This is a genomic window from Neisseria sp. P0020.S005 (assembly GCF_051957055.1).
Classification (GTDB): domain Bacteria; phylum Pseudomonadota; class Gammaproteobacteria; order Burkholderiales; family Neisseriaceae; genus Neisseria; species Neisseria subflava_A.
The window spans coordinates 1-19725 of sequence record NZ_JBQCWV010000003.1; the positions used below are offsets into that span (position 1 = coordinate 1).

Here is a 19725-nt window from a genome sequence, read left to right on the forward strand (position 1 = left end):
GTGGGAAACGGTCGATGTGTTTGGCAATCATGGCTTGTGCGGTTTGCTGGAAGAAGGTGCTCATGGAAAATCCCCTAAATGTCTTAGTAGGAATTTAGGGGATTTTGGGGAATTTTGCAAAGGTCTCGGCCTTTGTCGTCATCAATCGACAATCCTTTTGCCCAAAATCACGACGTCTGCCAACATGGTGTCCAAATCGCAGACTTGCGGCAGCCGCCCCCATTCTTCAAATCCGAAACGGTGAAACAGGTTCAGGCTCGGATAGTTGTGGCCGAACACAAGCGCGATGACGTTGCGGATGCCTAAGGATGGCGCGCGTTCGAGCATATGCCGCAACAGGATTTTGCCCACGCCTGCGCCGCGCATATCGTGGCGGACATAAACGCTGACTTCCGCACTGATGTGGTAGGCGTAGCGCGGATGGTAGTCGCTGAAACTGCCCCAGGCCAATACGGTGCCGTCGGTGTCGTAAAGGGCGTAGATCGGGCGTTTGTCCGTGTGTGCGGCAAACCATATTTCGCGTTCGGCAACCGTGGTCGGCGACAAATCGGCCGTGGATTGGCGCGTGGCCACAGTGCTGTTGTAAATATCGACGATGGCGGGCAAGTCTTGGCGCAGGGCTGGGCGGATGGTGTATTGCATTTCAGACGGCCTGTTATTGAATCAGTTTGGAGATAGTCTTAAAGGCCGGATGTTTGGCATCACCGAGCAGTTGGAACAAAATACTTTCGACATTGGAAATGATAATGTCCTGACGGCTCATTTGCGCCAAACCATTGTCGCGGTTGGCTGTTGTGCGCGAGGCGATGCATTCGAAAGGCAGGGATACGGCGTAACCTTGCGCCTTCAAATCCAAGGCCGTCTGAAGCATACAGATATGCGCTTCCGCTCCAACTAAAATAACGTTTTTGACGTCGTTTTTGCGTAATATTGCCTGAATTTCAGGTAAAAACGCTGAAAATCGGGTTTTCTCGACAATCGGCGTGCCTTCGGGCAACAGCAGCGATACGGCGGACACAGTGTTGCCCAAACCTTTCGGATATTGTTCGGTTACGGCAAAGGGTACATCCAAAGCCGTCAAGCCTTGAATCAGCAGGCGGCAGCGTTCCAACATTTCGTCCGCGCCGGAAAGGGCGGGCAGCAGGCGTTCTTGAATATCGACAATCAGACAAAGCGTATTTTTTGGGGTCATGGCTTTTCCTTTCAGACGGCCTTTACAGCAAAATCGTTGAATCAGAATGCAATCATATAACAAGCCACTGGAAAAGTATTGCAGCTTGCCCTGTTTTAAAGCCCGAAATTCTTTTAAAATACCGCCTGATTTGAATTGATAGAGACCGACAACATGAATTTATACCAAACCGTCGAACGCGAAGCCGCCGCTGCCTTTGCCGCCGCAGGCATCGCCGACAGCCCCGTTGTTTTGCAGCCGACCAAAAACGCCGAACACGGCGATTTCCAAATCAACGGCGTGATGGGTGCGGCGAAAAAAACCAAACAAAATCCGCGTGAGTTGGCGCAAAAAGTGGCCGAAGCATTGGCGAGCAACGCCGTGATTAAAAGCGCGGAAGTAGCCGGCCCGGGCTTTATCAACCTGCGCCTGCGTCCTGAGTTCCTCGCCCAAAACATTCAGACGGCCTTGAACAACGCGCGTTTCGGCGTAGCGAAAACCGACAAACCGCAAACCGTCGTTATCGACTATTCTTCGCCTAATCTGGCCAAAGAAATGCACGTCGGCCACCTGCGTTCCAGCATCATCGGCGACAGCATTTCGCGCGTATTGGAATTTATGGGCAACACCGTTATCCGCCAAAACCACGTCGGCGACTGGGGTACGCAGTTCGGTATGTTGGTTGCTTATTTGGTCGAACAGCAAAAAGACAATGCCGCGTTTGAGCTGGCGGATTTGGAGCAGTTTTACCGCGCCGCCAAAGTGCGCTTTGACGAAGATCCTGCCTTCGCCGACACCGCACGCGAATACGTTGTGAAGCTGCAAGGCGGCGATGAAACCGTATTGGCATTGTGGAAACAGTTTGTCGATATTTCGCTCTCGCACGCCCAAGCCGTTTATGACACGCTGGGCTTGAAACTGCGCCCTGAAGACGTGGCAGGCGAATCGAAATACAACGATGATTTGCAGCCTGTGGTCGATGATTTGGTCGAAAAAGGTTTGGCAGTCGAAGACGACGGCGCGAAAGTCGTGTTCTTGGACGAGTTCAAAAACAAAGACGGCGAACCTGCCGCATTTATCGTGCAAAAACAAGGCGGCGGCTTCCTTTATGCTTCCACCGACTTGGCGTGTTTGCGCTACCGCGTCGGTACGCTTCATGCCGACCGCCTGCTGTACGTCGTCGACCACCGCCAAGCCCTGCACTTTGAGCAACTCTTTACCACTTCCCGCAAAGCAGGCTATCTGCCGGAAGATGTAAAAGCCGAGTTTATCGGCTTTGGTACGATGATGGGCAAAGACGGCAAACCGTTCAAAACGCGCAGCGGTGATACCGTAAAACTGGTTGACCTGCTGACCGAAGCCGTTGAACGTGCCACCACTTTGGTGAAAGAGAAAAATCCTGAATTGGGCACAGACGAAGCAGGAAAAATCGGTAAAACTGTCGGCATCGGTGCAGTCAAATACGCCGATTTGAGCAAAAACCGCACCAGCGATTATGTATTCGACTGGGACGCCATGCTCTCGTTTGAGGGCAATACCGCCCCCTATCTGCAATACGCCTACACACGCGTACAAAGCGTGTTCCGCAAAGCAGGCGAATGGGACGCAACCGCGCCAACCGTTTTGACCGAACCTTTGGAAAAACAACTGGCCACCGAGCTGCTGAAATTTGAAGACGTGCTGCAAAGCGTGGCAGACACGGCGTATCCGCACTACCTCGCCGCCTACCTCTATCAAATCGCCACCTTGTTCAGTCGCTTCTACGAAGCCTGCCCGATTTTGAAATCAGAAGGCGCAACCCGCAACAGTCGCCTGCAACTGGCGAAGTTGACCGGCGACACACTGAAACAAGGCTTGGAGTTGTTGGGCATTGATGTATTGGATGTCATGTAAGTTTTTGAATAAAACGATGAAAGGCCGTCTGAAACGTTGCAGGTTGCAAGGTTTCAGACGGCCTTTTTTATGCTTTGACAGATGTCGTCATGCCGTTGTTTGAGTCTAAGCGGTTTTGAATTTGCTCAGATAATACGTTCAGACGGCCTTATCTTTATTTCAAATTGCTTGCCAACAACCAAGCCTGTGCTTCGGCAGCGTCGCTGAAATATTTGGGATGTTGGTTGGTCAGGAGGCTGGAAAGGCGCGCGCCGAGTTTAATCCAAATGTCGTCGGTAATGACGGCAACGCGGCCGAAGTCGGTTTCGTGTTGGTTGAGAAATTTGATTTGCTCGACCGCCATATCGATGGTGAAGTCTTTCAGCATGGACAAGTCTAACAGGATGTCGGGCAGATGGATTTTTTGTTTCGCGGCCAACAAGGCTTCTTCCAATTGGCGGAAATCGTCCAAAGTGAACTCGTTGTACAGCGCTACGTTTAAGCCGTAAGATTGTTCGCGGATGGAAATCATGGTGTTCTCCTTGTTAAATTATTGCTTCATCAGAAATTTTTTGATTGAGGCCGGAGTAAAACTGCTGAACACGCCGCCTGCAACAATGATAACCATGCCGACAGTTTCCTGCCAAGTGATTTTATCGCCGAAAAGCAGTACGCCGGATAAGGCGGAGAAAACGACGGTCAGGTAGGAAAGCGAGGCAACGGTAAATTTCTTGCCGACCTTGTAGGCGCGGGTCATGGCCAGTTGGGCAATCATGGCGGAGATGCCGATGCCGGCCAGATAGGGCAGGGAAGACGCGGTCAGCGGATGCCAGCCGGTAAAGCAGCTCCAAATGGCGGACATAATCAGGCCGGTAAGCGACAGATAAAACACCACGCGCCAGCCCGGTTCGCCCAAAAGCGAGAGTTCGCGCACTTGCAAATACGCCCAGCCTGACATGGCGCCGCCTGCCAAACTGACCAGTGCGGCAAATTCCTGTCCGCCTTGAAAAGATGGGTTGAGCAGCAGGATAACGCCGACAAAGCCCATAACCAAAATGGCTTGGGTATAAAGCGTAATTCGTTCTTTTAAAATGAAAAATGAAAAAATGGCCAGCCAGATGGAGGAGGTGTAGTTGAGTGTGACGCCTGTTGCCAGCGGCAGATGTATGACGGAATAAAGCGTGCACATCATGGCAAGCGTGCCGATGACGCTGCGGTTGAGATGGGTTTTCCAATGCGGCGTGGAAAATGTGTTGCCTTGCGCTTTGGCCATGATGCCTAAGAACAGGGTGGAGACCAGCATGCGCCAAAAGACCAGCTCACCGCTGGAAAAGCCGAAATGTGTAGAGGCGGCTTTGACGGAGAGGTTCATGACGGTAAAGCTGAGCGCGGCAATAACCACCCATGCCGAGCCGAGCGGATCTTTTCTGATGGTTTCCATTTGATGGGTATGTAAAGCGATTTTATTAATAAGAAAATATTATACAGGTCAATCAGGCCGTCTGAAAAATATCGTTGGGTTTCAGACGGCCTTTTTATTAGAAAATAAGAATTATTATTGAGTAATGAGGTGGGTTTTTATAGAATGGAAGCCCTATTTTAAGAAAGGCTTGCCATGAAAGTATCTAATATTTCTGCTGTATTGCTGTCTGCTTTGTTTTCCGTTGCTGTTTCTGCCGCGCCTTTGGGAGAGGTTTCTTCCGAAAACGGTAAGATTTTCAGCGGCGAAAATTACATGGTCGTTAAGAAAGACATGAAAAAAGGGGAACAGATTAAGCCGCACGATCATCCGGGTTTTAAAACGCTGATTTTTGCCGTTGGAAAAGGAAGTTTTGACGTAACGTTGAATCAGACTGAAAAACATACTGTCGGCGCAGGCTCGGTGTTGCGGTTTGGCGGCGATGCAGTGATTGAGGCAGTTGCAACCGAAGATGCCGATGTAGCAATTACTTTGATTAAGTAAACCGATAGAGGATAAAAGGCCGTCTGAAAAATGATGTTTCAGACGGCCTTGTTTATTCATCCAACCGTTGCCATTAAGCGCAAATCAAATAGATGAAGCCGGAGCCGAACATATCTGCCAAGGCGTGAATCAGGAAAAACGGCAGCAGGTTTTTAACTTTGTATTTGTAGAAGAAGTAGTACATCAAGCCGAAAACAACGCCGATAACGGTCGCCCAAAGCATACCTTGATAAGTATGGAAGGAGATGCGCACCAAGGTCGAATAGGCCAATGCCTGCCATTTGTATTTGTCTTCCACGCAGGTTAAGAGGCCGAGGAAACAGAATTCTTCGTAAAAGCCGTTTAAAAGGCCGTAGAGGATGGCCATCGGCGCAAGGGCGGCGAATTTGTCGAAGATGGATAATGGTTTGATGTATTGGAAAATTTCAGTGGTGAAGTAATTGTAGCCGCCGCTTAACGAAGTCACCGCATCGGCGGTCAGACCCATCAGGATAAAAATCACAGGGGTCCAAAACAATACGCCTAAATTAAAGCGAATCGGCAACTGTTTGAAGTCGAAACGGCGGATAACGAGGTAAATCAGAGCAATAGCAAGCAGCGTCAACTGCAGGCTCATGTTTTCCGAATAAGCCACGCCGGTTACCGCAGTATCGCGCGCCTCTTCGGTAACAGCGGCCGTTTCTATTTGTGGCATCAGGCTGGCGATATAAAGTTGAGTAGAACGGTAGGCAAATTGACCGAACAGGATGGCGGTAACAATCAGCATGTCAAACCAGCGCAGATGGCGCAAAGGCTCTTTAGGGCGGATAGTGGCGAGCATGCTCATAATTCTCCTCTTTACTCTAATTAAATGGCAGTGCGCAATAGTTACATAAACATACAAAAATCGTCAACAATTATCGTAATAAAACATGAATTAAAAATCAGGCTGTTTCAGACGGCCTGAAGTGCTTCTAAAATGCCGTATTTTCAGAAGGGTTTATCTTCAAAAATATGGCATAATCACTTTATTGCAAACTAAGGAATCTTATCGTGAGTATTTCTCTGTCCCAATATCTGCTGTACCTGCAATACATGTTGGCAGGTATCGCCATGACTGTAGTTTTCGGTGCCGTATATCTGCGGATTACCCCCGCCGAAGAATTGCGCCTGATTAAAAACGGCAACCTTGCCTGCGCCTTATCGTTTGGCGGCGCGTTGGTCGGTTTCTGTCTGACGCTTGCCTCAAGCATTGCACACAGCGTCAGCTTCATCGATTTTATCCTGTGGGGACTTGCCGCAGCAGTGATTCAGATTTTTGTCTATTTCGCTGCAACAATGATGATTAAAGACGCTACCCCAGAACTTATCGGCAACAATGTCGCCGTCGGCGCGCTGTTTGGTGCAGTGTCCATCTCGATCGGCATTTTGAACGCTGCTTGCTTGACTTGATTTTGATGGTCGGTTGGATAGCAAAAGATGTGCTGATCCTGACTCCTGCCTGGAAAAATTATCGGTATATTTTTTTGACTGATAAGGTCTTATGTCTGATGGTATTGGCGTTATAGTGAAATTCTGAAAGCATCAAAAAATTCAGACGGCCTGTTATATACAAGGCCGTCTGAAACATTTTAACTACTTAAGTTCATCAAATTAGAAAGAGTATTGCAATCTTACGCCCGCTTCGTGGGTGTGGTTTTTAGGTTCTATAGATCCCAATTCATATGAGTCATACTCTTCCGTAACGGTAAGGTTCGATTCTTTAACTTTCCAGCCGCGATAGAATGGAGTGAGGCTGATTTTGGAGCCGTTAGCGAATTTTTTAGATATAGGCACTTCAACCTCAATACCTTGTCCGCCGCCTTGTTTCATTCGGGTTTCTACCTGGTCGGGTTCGTAAGAATATTGGCGGCCTTTCACGGCACGATTGTAGGCAATGCGGGGAGATATCTCAAAGTTTGCAGGAAGGGCGATATTTACTCCAGTATTGATTTGCGCATATGTGGTTCGGTTTTTGCGGTCATAATCATTAGGATCAATGCGGCTGCTTAAGTCTCTCAGAACACGGTGTCCCAAGCCGGCTCCGGCAGTAATACTAAAGCGATTGTTAATCGGGAGTGTATATTCGTATAAGGCACGGATATCGTATGCGCGGCGTGGTGCATTTTTGAGTGTGGCTGAGCCATAACTTGCTGAATCGTCGATATAATCCTCAGTTATATATTGTACGCTTCCTGTGTAATCTGTTTTACCGCGCGAATAACGGCCTTCTAATTTTGCCGCATGGCGATCGTTGAAACGGTATTTTACACCGGCATTAATAGACCATAAGTTGCCTTTTTGCTGCATTAAGCGACTACCATCTTTTTCGTATTCGCGATAGGTCTCGTTGTAATATTCGCTACCAACGGTAAATTCAACAGGGCGGGCAGCCTGTGTACTTACGGCAGCAGAGAGTGCTAACACTGCAAAACAGAAATGAGCAGAATTTTTCATATAAATTCCTTTTACTTTATGAAAGCCAATGTGATAATTTGACAATACAGCATGATGAATTTCTAGGATTTGGTAAATATTAACAGGTGTAGTGAACGCTTGGTATGGTGTTTAATGATTTTCTACCTGTATTTGTCTTTTTTATGATATAGCGCAGGTAAAAGCAGAAAAATAGTGTAAAACAGAGTCTGCATGAATTTTAATGATATGTTAATGTTTCTGGGTTGGCTAGTGGGTTTAATACTAAAAATAGATAGAGCAACCCACTCTATTCCCATGCATAAAGACATTTTGAATGTTAATATCGTATGACATTCTATTTATATAAAATAAGCGATATTACCGACCAGGCAAATTGACCTGACTGCCCATTAAGTTATCCCTTCTTCTTCAAATAAGGAACTGCGATGTTCAACTTTATCAAGAAACAGTTTATCGACGTCATTCAATGGCCGAATCCCGATGACAGCCTGCTGATGTGGCGTTTTCCGATTGCCGATGAGGAGATCCAAAACGGTGCGAGCCTGACTGTGCGTGAGGCGCAGATGGCGATGTTTGTCGATGAAGGCGTAACCGCCGACGTGTTTAGTCCGGGGCGTTACACGCTTAATACGCAAACGTTGCCAGTACTGACCAACTTGAAAAACTGGGACAAGCTCTTTGAATCTCCGTTTAAATCGGATGTTTACTTTTTTAATACCAAACAGCAGCTTGCACGAAAATGGGGTACGTCCCAACCTGTTACCGTGCGCGATGCCGAGTTTGGCGCGGTGCAATTGCGTTCGTTCGGTATGTATTCTTACCGCATCAGCGATCCGGCAAAATTCTTCAAAGAAGTCAGCGGCGTGGCGGCGCAATACAGCGGCGTAGATTTGGAAAACCAGCTGCGCAATATTGCAGTCACCCAGTTGGCGGCCGCGTTTGGCAGCTCCGGTATCCCATTCTTGGATATGGCGGCGAACCAAGTTTTGCTGTCACAAAAAATCGGCGAATTGCTTGGCGCGGAATTTGCCAAGCTGGGTTTGGCGCTGGAAAACTTCACTGTTGAAAGCATTACCTTGCCTGCTTCTATCCAGGCTGCGTTGGATAAGAAAATTTCGATGGGCGTTATCGGCGATTTGGGACGTTACACCCAATATCAAACCGCCGAATCCATCCCGCTTGCGGCACAAAATGAAGGCGGACTTGCCGGAATTGGTGCAGGTTTGGGCGTAGGTGCCGGTATTGGTCAAGCGATGGCGGGTGCCATGGCGGGCATGATGCAGCCGAATACGCAACAGGCTCAGCAAAATGTTCAGCCGGCTGCCGAAGATCCGCAGGCGAAATTGGTGAAACTCAAGTCTTTGCTGGATGGCGGTTTGATTTCGCAAGAAGATTTTGATAAGGCCAAGGCTGAAGTGTTGAAGCAGCTGATTGGTTAATCAATTGAAGGCCGTCTGAAAAATATCATTCAAAGAAGCGTTGAGCTGCTTCTGTGAAAAGGTTTCAGACGGCCTTTTGAATCATTTGATTGAGTCTGTTCGGCGTTTTAATCTGAAATCATTGATAAAACCAGTTGATATAAACGCTAAGGCCGTCTGAAACACTCCAACCCATTCTGGAAAAGCAAATCCATGTCTCAAACTCCTTTCTTCAAAACCGACTGCCCAAGCTGCGGCGCACCTGTCGAAGCGCATTCTGCTTCTGCCGTGACGCTGGTGTGCGGCTATTGCAACAGCATGCTGGTGCGGCAAGATAACGGCGTTGTCGACTCCGGCCGCGATTCCGCATTGCTGGAAGATTTTAGTCCGCTGCAAATCGGAACCAGCGGCACATTTGTCGCTCAACGCTTTACCTTGGTCGGACGGCTTCAGGTGCAATACGACGATGGTGCGTGGAATGAATGGTATGCGCTATTTGACGACGGCAGAGCCGGTTGGCTTTCTGAGGCGGGTGATTTGTATGTGATGACCATGCCGGTCGAAATCGATAATCCGCCGAAATTTGAAGACACGCGAGCCGGATTTAGCGAGCTGACTTTTCAAGATAAGCACTATATTGCCTCCGATGTCCGCAAAATCAGCTTGAAACGCGCCGCCGCACAGGGTGAATTGCCGTTTGTTTTGAAAGAGGATACAGAAAATCGGGTTTCCGACTGGCGTTGCGAAAACCTTTTCATCACGCTCGATTACAGCAACAAAACACCCAAAGCCTTCTTCGGTCGGATGGTAAACCTAGATGATTTGAAGCTGGAAAACACGCGCCACGAAGATGAAATTAAAGAAAGCGCAGGCCGTCTGAAAGGCAGTATTACTTCAGAAAACTGTCCTAACTGCGGCTCATCCATTCATTGGGTAAACGGGCTGACTTCCCATCTGAACTGTCAAAGTTGCGGCAGCGAATTGGCAGTCGGCAAAGATAAAGCGGAGCTTATTACCGCCAACAATCTGCGTTTGTCCCAAAATACGATGTTTACTTTGCCTGTCGGCTCGACAGGCTGTCTGAAAAATAAAGAGTTTCATGTTATCGGCGCAATCAGATATTTAGAAACAGATGCGCAGGAAACATTTAATAACTTGTTCAAAGGTGCCAAACATACATTGGCACCAGAAGGGCAGTGGACAGAGTATTTGCTTTACAACCCAACTCAGGGTTTCTTATGGCTGGTTGAAGCTGATGAAGGTTGGAATATTTCTGAAACCTTGAACGATTGGCCGCGCCTCGACCGCAACCGCCAACCGCAAGGCTATGGCAAACTTTATGACTATGGCGGACGAGTCAGGATTGCCAGCGGAGCATTTTATTGGCGTGTCCGAAACGGTGATTTGAACTATTACAGCGATTACCGAGACGGACAAAGCCGTAAGATTGGCTCCGAACTAAACAGTCACGAAATGGCATGGACTAGAAGTGCCCCAATTACTTATCGGGAAATTGCGGACGCATTTGAATTGACCAATAAAATATCATCTTACACCGTGAAAATGAGTGCAGATGATATCGATGAAAAATTACGACTTCTGATGATTGCTATTTTGGTTATCGTCAATATTCCGTCATTGTTTATGAATGGCTTCGATGCACTATTCGATATATTTCTTATCGGTTGGGGTGTCTATGCTCTTTTTATAGTCGGACGGAAGAGAGATGAAAATGGCGAACAGAGTATCTCTCGAGTGGGATATGTTATTTGCGCAATGGCTTTGATTGTTTTTGTTACGATGATGAATTATGCAGATTTGTCCGATTTGGATGATGACAGTAGCCGAGTTCATTCAGGAGGAAGCTACGGCGGTTATTCAAGCGGCTATTCCGGAGGCCATAAATGACCCATGCCCCCGGTAACCATGGCCTATTGGACTTATACGGTTGCGACGAAGCCATCTTAAAAGATGAAGGCCGTCTGAAAACCGCTTTGGCAGCTGCCGCACAGGCTGCAGAAGCCATCATATTGACCGAACATTTCCATACCTTCGGCGGCGCAGGCGGCGTAACCGGCGTTTTGCTGCTCGCCGAGTCCCATATCAGTATCCATACTTGGCCTGAACACCGTTTTGCCGCTATAGACGCATTTATTTGCGGAGGTATGAAATTGGAAAAAGTGAAGGAAGTGTTGTGCAGGGAGTTGGCGGCGGAACGGGTGGATTGGACGGTTGTAAATAGAGGCAGTGATTTGACTTTATTTTAGTTTTATCAATATTGGCAAGAGGGGCAAAAGTTCAACGCCAAGCATACGCCATTTGATATTTCAGGAGATGTTAATTTATTGCTGGTTAAGTAAGTGTTATCGGTTCTATAACATGAAGGCATTTGGAAATAATGGGTATCTTACAGAGAAAAGGGTGTATGACTTGCTTTCCTAAAAAATACTGAAAAGCAATAATTTATTATGCTAACCCGCCGTCAATTTCTCAGCTATACCGCCGCGCTTGGCGCTGCCTCTGCTTTCTCTAGGCAGACTTATAAGTACCTCAACCGCAAACCGCCGGTTTCTATTAACCGTGTCGGCTTGCCGTTGGGGCATTTGTTGCGCGATCGAAAATTGTTGCAGGCACCGGCTCGTCGTTATGAATGCAATACGTTGATACTCGGCGGCGGTGCGGCTGGGTTGGGGGCGTTGTGGTATTTGGCGAAGCATAATCACCGCGATGTATTGTTGGCAGAAGGGTTTGAACGTAATGGCAACAATGCCGCCTATACGTCTTCAGACGGCCTGAAAGCGCCGAGTGGTGCGCATTATTTGGCTTCGCCGTCGAAAGAAAGCGTGTATGTGCGCGAGATGTTGGCGGATTTCGGTATTTTGCAGTCGGACGGCAGCTTTAGGGAAACCGATTTGGTCTATGCGCCCGAATCGCGCCTCTTATATCAGGATAAATGGGTAGAACATCTATTGCCGAAAGAAGATGCGGATTCCAAACGGTTTTTTGATTTGATAGGCCGTCTGAAACAGGCTTACGGCAATGATGGTAAGAAAATTTTTGCCATTCCGATTGCGCTGTCATCGGTAGATGAGACATGGCGCAAACTTGATGATTTAACGTTCAAACAATGGCTTGAGCAAGAAGGTTACCACTCGCCCGAGCTTTTGTGGTATCTCGATTATTGTTGCCGCGACGATTACGGACAAGGCATCGGGCAAGTGTCTGCCTTTGCCGGATTGCATTATTTTGCCGCCCGCAACAGCGCGGAAACCGTTCTCACTTGGCCCGAAGGTTTGGCACATCTTTCTGAAAACCTGCGCCGTCATGCTGGTTTGCAGGAAGGCTGGCAATGGCCATCTGAAAACCGTATCCGTTTGGAGAAACCTGCTTCGGTTAATGCTTCCGCCGTCAAAATCAAATCGTTTTCAGACGGCCGGATTGAAGTGTGGCTGCGTGATAATGCAAAAGGGGGAACCGTTGCAGTCACCGCACAAAACGTTATCTCCGCCATGCCGCTGATGGTTGCCGCCCGCATTATTGAATCTCCCGAACAATTTGGTCTAGACATTCCCGAATACGCGCCATGGCTGGTTTCTAATTTTGAATTGCACAGTTTCCCGAAAGAAAAAAACAACAGCGAACTTGCGTGGGACAATGTGGTTTACGGCAGCCAAGGGCTGGGCTACGTTGTTGCAACCAACCAGTTTATTCGGGTTGCCCGTCCTGAACGCACGATTTTTACCGCCTACGCCGCGCTCAACCACGATACGCCACAAGCCGTCCGCCGCCAGCTACTTGAAGCAAGTGACGAAGAGTTGCTCCAGCTTGCCGCCCAAGATCTGCTTACCGCTTACGGCGAAGGCTTTTGGCGGCACGTTTCCCATGTTGACATTATCGTTCGGGGGCATGGCATGAGCGTGCCGAAACCCGGCTATTTAAGCGATGAGGATTTATTAAAAATCAGAAGTCAAAATACCGGATTATTATTTGCACACAGTGATTTAAGCAGCTATTCGGTATTTGAAGAGGCTTTGTATTGGGGTGTGGAAGCGGCACGGAAAGTGTTGGAACAGGGATAATTTGAATTAGGCGGATACTGGACTAAATATCTGTTTGTATTTAAATTTTAATTCTAAAAGGAAATATATGAAATATTTGAGCTTTTCTCTGATTGTTGCCTTAGGATTAGGGAGTGCGGCATTTGCCTCTGCTGAAAAAATGCTGCCTCTGGACGAAACAGGCTGCATTGACCAACCCTTACAGGTTAAACGTGGCCAAGTGTATGGTTTTAATAGTTCGGCAGATGCCGGTTTAGTGCTTTCATTCGCGCCTGTTAGTCCCGGTGTCGTTGTGAAAGACCCGAAAGGCAAACGGATTGCTTTGGAAGTAGGGGCTGATGGTGATACGCCTGAAAACCGCTTCAGCTTTGCCGAAATTGATCAGAAAGGACGTTACACTATCCGCTTCCCGAGGGCGGGTAAGATTGAATCTTTGTGTGTTAATGCCGCCAGTTAGGATAAATATTAAACCGAATAATGTTTGATTCGTATGCTTGCAGTAAAAAAAGGCCGTCTGAAATCATATTCAGACGGCCTTTTCTTTTTTAACCTATAACCTGATTAGGCTTTTGGTTTCAAAGCGGCAGCTTCGCGAGCCAGACGGGTGATGGTATCCCAGTCTTTGTTTTTGATGGCTTCTTTCGGAGTCAGCCATGAGCCGCCGACGCACAAGACATTAGGCAGCGCCAAGTACTCGGGAGCGGTTGCCAGGCTGATGCCGCCGGTTGGACAGAAGCGCACGTCGGCGTAAGGGCCGTACAGGGCTTTGAGCATGGCTTTGCCGCCAACGACTTCAGCAGGAAAGAGTTTGAGGGTGTCGATGCCGTGTTCCAAAGCCAGCTGGACTTCACCCGGAGTGGCAACGCCGGGAATCAGGGGAATGCCGCTGTTGTGGCTGGCTTTGGCGAGGGATTCGTGCAAACCCGGGCTGATGGCGAAAACCGCACCTGCGTCTTCGACGGCTTTGAGCTGTTCGGGATTGGTTACCGTACCCGCGCCGACGATGGCATTGGGCACTTCTTTGGCAATCAGGCGGATGGCGTCGAGGCCGACAGGGGTGCGCAGGGTGATTTCGAGGGTGGGAATGCCGCCTTCGACAAGGGCATGGGATAAATCGACGGCAGTGCTCAAGTCGTCAATCGCCATTACCGGTACAACTGCGCCGGCAGTCAGAATTTCACGAGGGGTCAGTTTAGACATTTTAGGTCTCCGTTGGGGACTGTATCGTAATAGGGTCGATAACATGGTTTCAGACGGCCTGTTTGTTTTAAGAGGCCGTCTGAAAAGGGTTTAGGCAAATTCGCCGCCGAAGCTCATGGCACCGGTTTCTGCGCTGCTGGTCATGCTGCGGAAGTTGGTGAAGAGTTCGCGGCCGCAACCTTGTTGGTTCGCGCTCAAATCGATACGTTCGACTTCGCGAGCGTTCCATTCGGCTTCGTCAATCAGGACGTTGAGTTCGCCGGTAACGGAGTCGAAGCGGATCAGGTCGCCGGTACGAATTTTGGCGATATTGCCGCCCATCAGGGCTTCGGGCGTCATGTGGATGGAGGCCGGAACTTTACCGGACGCGCCGGACATACGGCCGTCGGTCAGCAACGCCACTTTGAAGCCGCGGTCTTGCAGGATGCCCAAAGGCGGGGTCAGTTTGTGCAACTCGGGCATACCGTTGGCGCGCGGGCCTTGGTAGCGGACGACGCAGACGAAATCGCGTTCCAACTCGCCGCGTTCAAATGCGGCCAATACTTCGCGTTGGTCGTTGAATACGATGGCAGGCGCTTCGATGATGCGGCAGCCTTCGCGCACGGCGGATACTTTAATTACGCCGCGACCGATGTTGCCTTTCATCAGGCGCAGACCACCGTCTGGGGAGAACGGATTGTCGGCTTTGCGCAGGATGTCTTCATTGCCGCTGGTTTCGGGTGCTTCACGCCATTCGAGTTTGCCGTCGATGAGGAAAGGCTCTTTGGTGTAGTGGCGCATACCGTGTCCGACGACGGTATCGACATCGTCGTGCAACAGGCCTGCGTCCAACAATTCTCGGATGACGAAAGGCAGGCCGCCGGCAGCAGTAAAGTGGTTTACGTCGGCTTTGCCGTTGGGATACACACGGATCAGCAATGGGATGATGGAGGAAATTTCGTCGAAGTCGTCCCAGTTCAAAATCACGCCTGCGGCACGCGCCATGGCGACGAGGTGCATGGTGTGGTTGGTCGAGCCGCCGGTTGCCATCAGACCGATCAGGGCGTTGATAAAGGATTTTTCGGTCAACATTTCGCCCAATGGTTTGATGGTGCCGTTTTTAATGCCGCGTGCAAGGTGTCCGGCTGCGTAGCGGGTCAGAGCTTCGCGCAGGTCGGTATAGGGATGGACGAAGGCGGCGGCAGGCAGGTGTACACCCATCATTTCCATCATCATTTGGTTGGAGTTGGCGGTGCCGTAGAAAGTACAAGTACCCGGGCTGTGGTAAGAGCCCATTTCGCTTTCAAGCAAGGCATCGCGACCGACTTTACCTTCGGCAAAAAGCTGGCGGGTACGGGCTTTTTCTTTATTGCCGATACCGCTGGACATCGGGCCTGCCGGAACGAAGATGCCCGGAATATGGCCGAAAGACAACGCACCGATCATCAGGCCGGGAACAATTTTGTCGCACACGCCCATAAACAGGCTGCCGTCAAACATTTGATGCGACAGACCGATGGCGGTACTCATGGCAATCACGTCGCGGGAAAACAGCGACAATTCCATGCCGGCATAACCTTGCGTGATGCCGTCGCACATGGCGGGTGTGCCGCCGGCGACTTGTGCGGTCGCGCCGTTTTTCTGTGCTTCGTCTTTGATTTGGTCAGGGAAGTCTTTAAACGGCTGGTGTGCGGAAACCATGTCATTGTAGGCAGTGATGATGCCTAAGTTGGGGACGGTTTCCTGAAGCATTTCGATTTTGATGCTTTTGGGCATGGCGGCATAGCCGTGTGCTAAGTTGCTGCAGCCGAGCTGGTTGCGCTCTAAGCGTCCCATCTGTTTGGCGCTGCGGATTTTCGCCAGATACTTTTCACGCGTCGGGCGGCTGCGCTCGATGATGCGCTCGGTAATTTCGGCGAGTTTCGGGTGAATAGGAGTGGGGTTCATGTGCGGTCTCCTGGCTAAACGATATGATAGGGATTTTGTTTGCGCGTTTCTGATTTTTGTATTGGGTATGTTTCAGACGGCCTTGAGCTGTGGGAATGAATAATAAGGACCGTCTGAATATTTGAAGATTTTCTCTTCGAAGCGTCCGCATATTATAGTACAAAATCTGTAATTTTGTTACAAAATAATTTACTAAGTGGAAGAAATTTGATTTAAATCGAGGTATGGTCAATTCGTAAAATGGCAGGCTGCAAAAGTCATCAAACTTTTATGTTAAATCAAACAATTTGTAAAAATGAGAATAGACAAAATGTGTAGCCATGTGTAGTATTACTACTCATTAGCCCGCTTGTTTGAAATTTTGGTGCAGGCGATTGGTTTTTTACTGCTTATTGCTTAAAGGCTTTTGATTCTAATCGATTTTTATAGATGACGACAGTCCAAAAGTTTTGAAGCAAGCTTCCTCAACGAGAGATGAAACAATGAGTACACAGACAAATTTTGATTTGGTGTTGTTTGGCGCGACCGGCGATTTGGCAATGCGTAAACTTTTGCCTTGCCTGTATCAGGCGCATGTAGCCGGTTTGCTTCATCCCGAAGGTCGTATTTTGGGCGTAAGCCGTAGCGAATTGGATACCGCCGGCTTTTTGGCTAAAGTGGAAACGAATTCTAAAATCCATGTCAAACAAAACTTCTCAGATGAAGCGTGGGCATCGTTCATCCAACGTCTTGAGTATTTGAAAGTCGATGTGACAAAGAAAGGCGATTTCATTGCCTTGGGCGACTTGGTAAAAGCACGCAAGAATACTGAAAATGTCGTGATCTACCTCTCAACTGCGCCGAAATTCTTTGCGCAAGCCTGTGAAAACCTTGCCGAAATCGGTTTGAATGCCGATAACGTGCGCGTGGTTTTGGAAAAACCGTTGGGTACGGACTTGGCCTCTTCCCAACAAATCAATACAGATGTGGCCCGTTATTTCAAAGAAGAGCAGATCTACCGTATCGACCATTATTTGGGTAAAGAAAGCCTGCAAAACCTGCTGGCCTTGCGTTTTGCCAATGTGATGTTCGAGCCTTTGTGGAACAATAAATATATTGAAAGCGTACAGCTGACCATCGCCGAGCAGTTGGGCGTGGAAGAACGCGGTGAGTTTTACGACATTACCGGCGCATTGCGCGATATGGTGCAAAACCACTTGATGCAAATGCTTTGTATGACTGCGATGGAAGCACCGGCGAGCTTGGATGCCGATGCCGTACGCGACGAGAAAGTGAAAGTCATCAAATCTCTGAAACCGCTGACCATCGAATCCGTCAACGAAAATGTTATTCGCGGCCAATATGTTGCAGCAAACGGCATGAACGGCTATCTGGAAGAAGTCGATGTACCGAAAGACAGTTTCACTGAAACCTATGTCGCCATCAAAGCCGAAATTGAAAACGAGCGTTGGAAAGGCGTACCTTTCTACCTGCGTACCGGCAAACGCATGGCAGGCAAAGTGGCGGAAATTGTGTTGAACTTCCGTCCGCTGCAAAACCATATTTTTGACAACAGCCAAGCCGCGCCGAATCGTTTGGTTATTGAACTACAACCGACCGAATCCGTCCGCCTTTACACTCAAGTAAAAACCCCGGGTGCAGGCAACAAAGTCGAAGTTACACCGATTGGCGTAGACTTGGGCACAGCCGTAGAGGGCCGCCGCGCCGAGGCTTATGAGCGCCTGCTGCTGGATGTGATTAACGGCAAACTCGCTTTGTTCAACCGTCGTGACGAACTCGAAGCTGCTTGGGAATATGTGATGCCGATTTTGGAAAACTGGGCGAACAATACAACGCCTCCACATGCTTACGAAGCCCATTCTTGGGGCCCTGAAGCTGCGCGCGCGCTGTTGGCCCGTGACGGCAACAAGTGGCACGAAGAGCAATAATATTTCTTTCAGACGGCCTTGTTTTCCAACAAAAGGCCGTCTGAAACCATGAAAGGACGAAACATGTTTGTTTGGCACGAACAAGAAAACGCTGCAACTGCCGCGCAAGCTTTGGCTGATGCCGTTGCCGCGGCATTGCAAGCCGCATTGAATGAGAAAGGCCATGCGGTTTTGGCCGTTTCCGGCGGCCGTTCGCCGATTGCGTTTTTCGAGGCTTTGTCGCAAAAAGATTTAAATTGGCAAAACGTCGGCATTACTTTGGTGGACGAACGTATTGTCCCGACCACGCATACCGACAGCAATACAGGCTTGGTACGCGAATATCTGCTCAAAAATAACGCGGCCGTTGCCACATGGATTCCTGTTATTGAAGACGGAAAGTCTGAAACTGAATTACAACCTGAAGTTGTCGTTGCTTATGCATTGAAACATTACAAGCAACCTGACGTGCTGGTGTTGGGCATGGGAGGAGACGGGCATACAGCGTCGTTGTTCCCTCAAGCGCCTCAATTACAGGCCGCAATCAATGAAGCTGATGACCCGACATTGATTCATACTACGCCGGTTACCGCGCCGCATGAGCGTGTGAGCATGACTTTGGGTGCGATTGCCAAAACGCCGAATGTATTTTTGGCCATTCAAGGCGCAGAGAAAAAAGCGGTATTCGACAAAGCTGCTGCAAGGGTCGATACCGAATATCCGACCAGCCTGATTCTCAATCACCAAGGAATTAACTGCCATGTCTACTATGCACACTGAAGCTTATCCCCGCCTGGTCGCCGATATCGGCGGTACGAATGCCCGTTTTGCGCTTGAAACTGCACCGCAAGTGATTGAGAAGGCTGAAGTTTTACCTTGTAAAGATTACGATACCGTCGTTGATGCCGCCAAAACTTATTTGGAACGCGCAGGCAGCCCGAAAGTTTTGCACGCCGCCTTTGCGATTGCCAATCCGATTTTGGGCGATTGGGTGCAGATGACCAACCACCACTGGGCATTCTCCATCGAGACTACCCGTCAGGCTTTGGGTTTTGAAACGTTGATTCTGTTGAACGATTTTACCGCCCAAGCTTTGGCAGTGACCAAAACTGAAAAGAATGACTTGGTACAAATCGGCGGTCAAAAGCCCATCGAATTTGCACCTAAAGCCGTTATCGGTCCGGGTACAGGTTTGGGTGTCAGTGGTTTGGTGCACAGCGCTGCCGGTTGGGTGGCGTTGGCAGGCGAGGGCGGCCATACCAGCTTCCCGCCGTTTGACGATATGGAAGTGTTGATTTGGCAATACGCTAAAAACAAATACGGCCATGTTTCTGCCGAGCGTTTTTTGAGCGGCGCAGGTTTGAGCCTGATTTACGAGGCATTAGCCAAACGCGACAACATCAAACAATGCCGTCTGAAGCCTTCTGAAATCACTGATAAGGCATTGAGCGGAACATCGCCGATTTGCCGTCAGACTTTGGATATTTTCTGCGCCATGCTGGGTACGGTTGCTTCCAATTTGGCTTTGTCATTGGGTGCGCGCGGCGGCGTGTATTTGTGCGGCGGCATTATCCCGCGCGTGTTGGATTACTTTAAAACGTCCCCGTTCCGCAGCCGCTTTGAAAATAAAGGCCGCTTTGAGGCTTATCTTGCCGCTATTCCCGTGTATGTCGTATTGAGCGAGTTTCCGGGCATCGTCGGCGCGGCGGTCGCGTTAGACAATCATTTAAATAACGTTTAAACACACAAACGG

Annotated in this window: 19 protein-coding genes; 11 read left to right on the forward strand and 8 right to left on the reverse strand. The window is 49.1% G+C overall.

The annotated features are described in order from the left end of the window. Positions 1-141: 141 nt before the first annotated feature. Both ACTHTU_RS03275 and ACTHTU_RS03280 read right to left on the reverse strand, forming a co-directional pair. Positions 142-642: an N-acetyltransferase family protein gene (locus ACTHTU_RS03275; protein ID WP_440361744.1), complete on the reverse strand. Its 501-nt coding sequence runs from the start codon at positions 640-642 to the stop codon at positions 142-144. 13 nt (positions 643-655) lie between these two features. Continuing rightward, entirely contained in the window at positions 656-1192 is a 537-nt protein-coding gene (locus tag ACTHTU_RS03280) for an isochorismatase family protein (protein WP_440361745.1), read from the reverse strand. Positions 1193-1345: 153 nt separating this feature from the next. Here ACTHTU_RS03280 and argS point away from each other — a divergent pair, with 153 nt between their 5' ends. After that, positions 1346-3064 (forward strand): arginine--tRNA ligase, encoded by a 1719-nt coding sequence (gene argS / locus ACTHTU_RS03285; protein ID WP_440361746.1) that lies wholly within the window; start codon positions 1346-1348, stop codon positions 3062-3064. 154 nt (positions 3065-3218) lie between these two features. Here argS and ACTHTU_RS03290 read toward each other — a convergent pair whose 3' ends face one another. Next, on the reverse strand, positions 3219-3575 hold the full coding sequence (locus ACTHTU_RS03290; protein ID WP_063067994.1) for an STAS/SEC14 domain-containing protein: 357 nt from the start codon (positions 3573-3575) through the stop codon (positions 3219-3221). Between the two features lie 18 nt (positions 3576-3593). Further along, the gene (locus tag ACTHTU_RS03295) at positions 3594-4484 is read right to left on the reverse strand and encodes a DMT family transporter (RefSeq protein WP_440361747.1); all 891 of its coding nucleotides are present in this window, start codon (positions 4482-4484) and stop codon (positions 3594-3596) included. A gap of 174 nt (positions 4485-4658) precedes the next feature. Between ACTHTU_RS03295 and ACTHTU_RS03300 the strand changes: the two genes are divergently transcribed. After that, positions 4659-5006, forward strand: coding sequence for a hypothetical protein (locus ACTHTU_RS03300; RefSeq protein ID WP_003686176.1), 348 nt, complete (start codon positions 4659-4661; stop codon positions 5004-5006). A 73-nt stretch (positions 5007-5079) separates the two neighbouring features. Here ACTHTU_RS03300 and ACTHTU_RS03305 read toward each other — a convergent pair whose 3' ends face one another. Beyond that, positions 5080-5832 carry a CPBP family glutamic-type intramembrane protease gene (locus tag ACTHTU_RS03305; protein ID WP_440361748.1) on the reverse strand — a complete coding sequence of 251 codons (753 nt, stop codon included), beginning with the start codon at positions 5830-5832 and terminating at the stop codon, positions 5080-5082. A gap of 206 nt (positions 5833-6038) precedes the next feature. Here ACTHTU_RS03305 and ACTHTU_RS03310 point away from each other — a divergent pair, with 206 nt between their 5' ends. After that, positions 6039-6437 (forward strand): DUF350 domain-containing protein, encoded by a 399-nt coding sequence (locus tag ACTHTU_RS03310; RefSeq protein WP_210389033.1) that lies wholly within the window; start codon positions 6039-6041, stop codon positions 6435-6437. A 201-nt stretch (positions 6438-6638) separates the two neighbouring features. On the opposite strand, the gene ACTHTU_RS03315 is transcribed toward ACTHTU_RS03310, so the two are convergent. After that, a complete protein-coding gene (locus ACTHTU_RS03315) occupies positions 6639-7481 on the reverse strand; it encodes an outer membrane beta-barrel protein (protein WP_440361749.1) in 843 nt (280 codons plus the stop codon). Positions 7482-7888: 407 nt separating this feature from the next. Here ACTHTU_RS03315 and ACTHTU_RS03320 point away from each other — a divergent pair, with 407 nt between their 5' ends. The 5 genes from ACTHTU_RS03320 (at position 7889) to ACTHTU_RS03340 (ending at position 13396) form a co-directional block, all read left to right on the forward strand. Then, complete coding sequence (locus ACTHTU_RS03320) at positions 7889-8902, forward strand: SPFH domain-containing protein (protein WP_440361750.1); 1014 nt, start codon at positions 7889-7891, stop codon at positions 8900-8902. A 192-nt stretch (positions 8903-9094) separates the two neighbouring features. Next, positions 9095-10789, forward strand: coding sequence for a DUF4178 domain-containing protein (locus tag ACTHTU_RS03325; RefSeq protein WP_440361751.1), 1695 nt, complete (start codon positions 9095-9097; stop codon positions 10787-10789). Then, complete coding sequence (gene speD, locus ACTHTU_RS03330) at positions 10786-11148, forward strand: adenosylmethionine decarboxylase (protein WP_440361752.1); 363 nt, start codon at positions 10786-10788, stop codon at positions 11146-11148. The genes ACTHTU_RS03325 and speD overlap by 4 nt, the downstream gene beginning before the upstream one ends. Before the next feature lie 201 nt (positions 11149-11349). Then, complete coding sequence (locus tag ACTHTU_RS03335; RefSeq protein ID WP_440361753.1) at positions 11350-12960, forward strand: NAD(P)-binding protein; 1611 nt, start codon at positions 11350-11352, stop codon at positions 12958-12960. 67 nt (positions 12961-13027) lie between these two features. Continuing rightward, entirely contained in the window at positions 13028-13396 is a 369-nt protein-coding gene (locus tag ACTHTU_RS03340; protein ID WP_440361754.1) for a hypothetical protein, read from the forward strand. Positions 13397-13500: 104 nt separating this feature from the next. On the opposite strand, the gene ACTHTU_RS03345 is transcribed toward ACTHTU_RS03340, so the two are convergent. After that, positions 13501-14139, reverse strand: coding sequence for a bifunctional 4-hydroxy-2-oxoglutarate aldolase/2-dehydro-3-deoxy-phosphogluconate aldolase (locus ACTHTU_RS03345; protein WP_003745733.1), 639 nt, complete (start codon positions 14137-14139; stop codon positions 13501-13503). 90 nt (positions 14140-14229) lie between these two features. Then, entirely contained in the window at positions 14230-16065 is a 1836-nt protein-coding gene (gene edd / locus ACTHTU_RS03350) for a phosphogluconate dehydratase (protein WP_440361755.1), read from the reverse strand. A gap of 482 nt (positions 16066-16547) precedes the next feature. Here edd and zwf point away from each other — a divergent pair, with 482 nt between their 5' ends. The 3 genes from zwf to ACTHTU_RS03365 all read left to right on the forward strand — a co-directional run bounded on the left by zwf (position 16548) and on the right by ACTHTU_RS03365 (position 19713). Further along, on the forward strand, positions 16548-17993 hold the full coding sequence (gene zwf, locus ACTHTU_RS03355) for a glucose-6-phosphate dehydrogenase (RefSeq protein ID WP_440361756.1): 1446 nt from the start codon (positions 16548-16550) through the stop codon (positions 17991-17993). 63 nt (positions 17994-18056) lie between these two features. After that, positions 18057-18752, forward strand: coding sequence for a 6-phosphogluconolactonase (gene pgl / locus ACTHTU_RS03360; RefSeq protein WP_440361757.1), 696 nt, complete (start codon positions 18057-18059; stop codon positions 18750-18752). Next, positions 18733-19713: a glucokinase gene (locus tag ACTHTU_RS03365; protein ID WP_070713189.1), complete on the forward strand. Its 981-nt coding sequence runs from the start codon at positions 18733-18735 to the stop codon at positions 19711-19713. The genes pgl and ACTHTU_RS03365 overlap by 20 nt, the downstream gene beginning before the upstream one ends. Positions 19714-19725 lie beyond the last annotated feature (12 nt).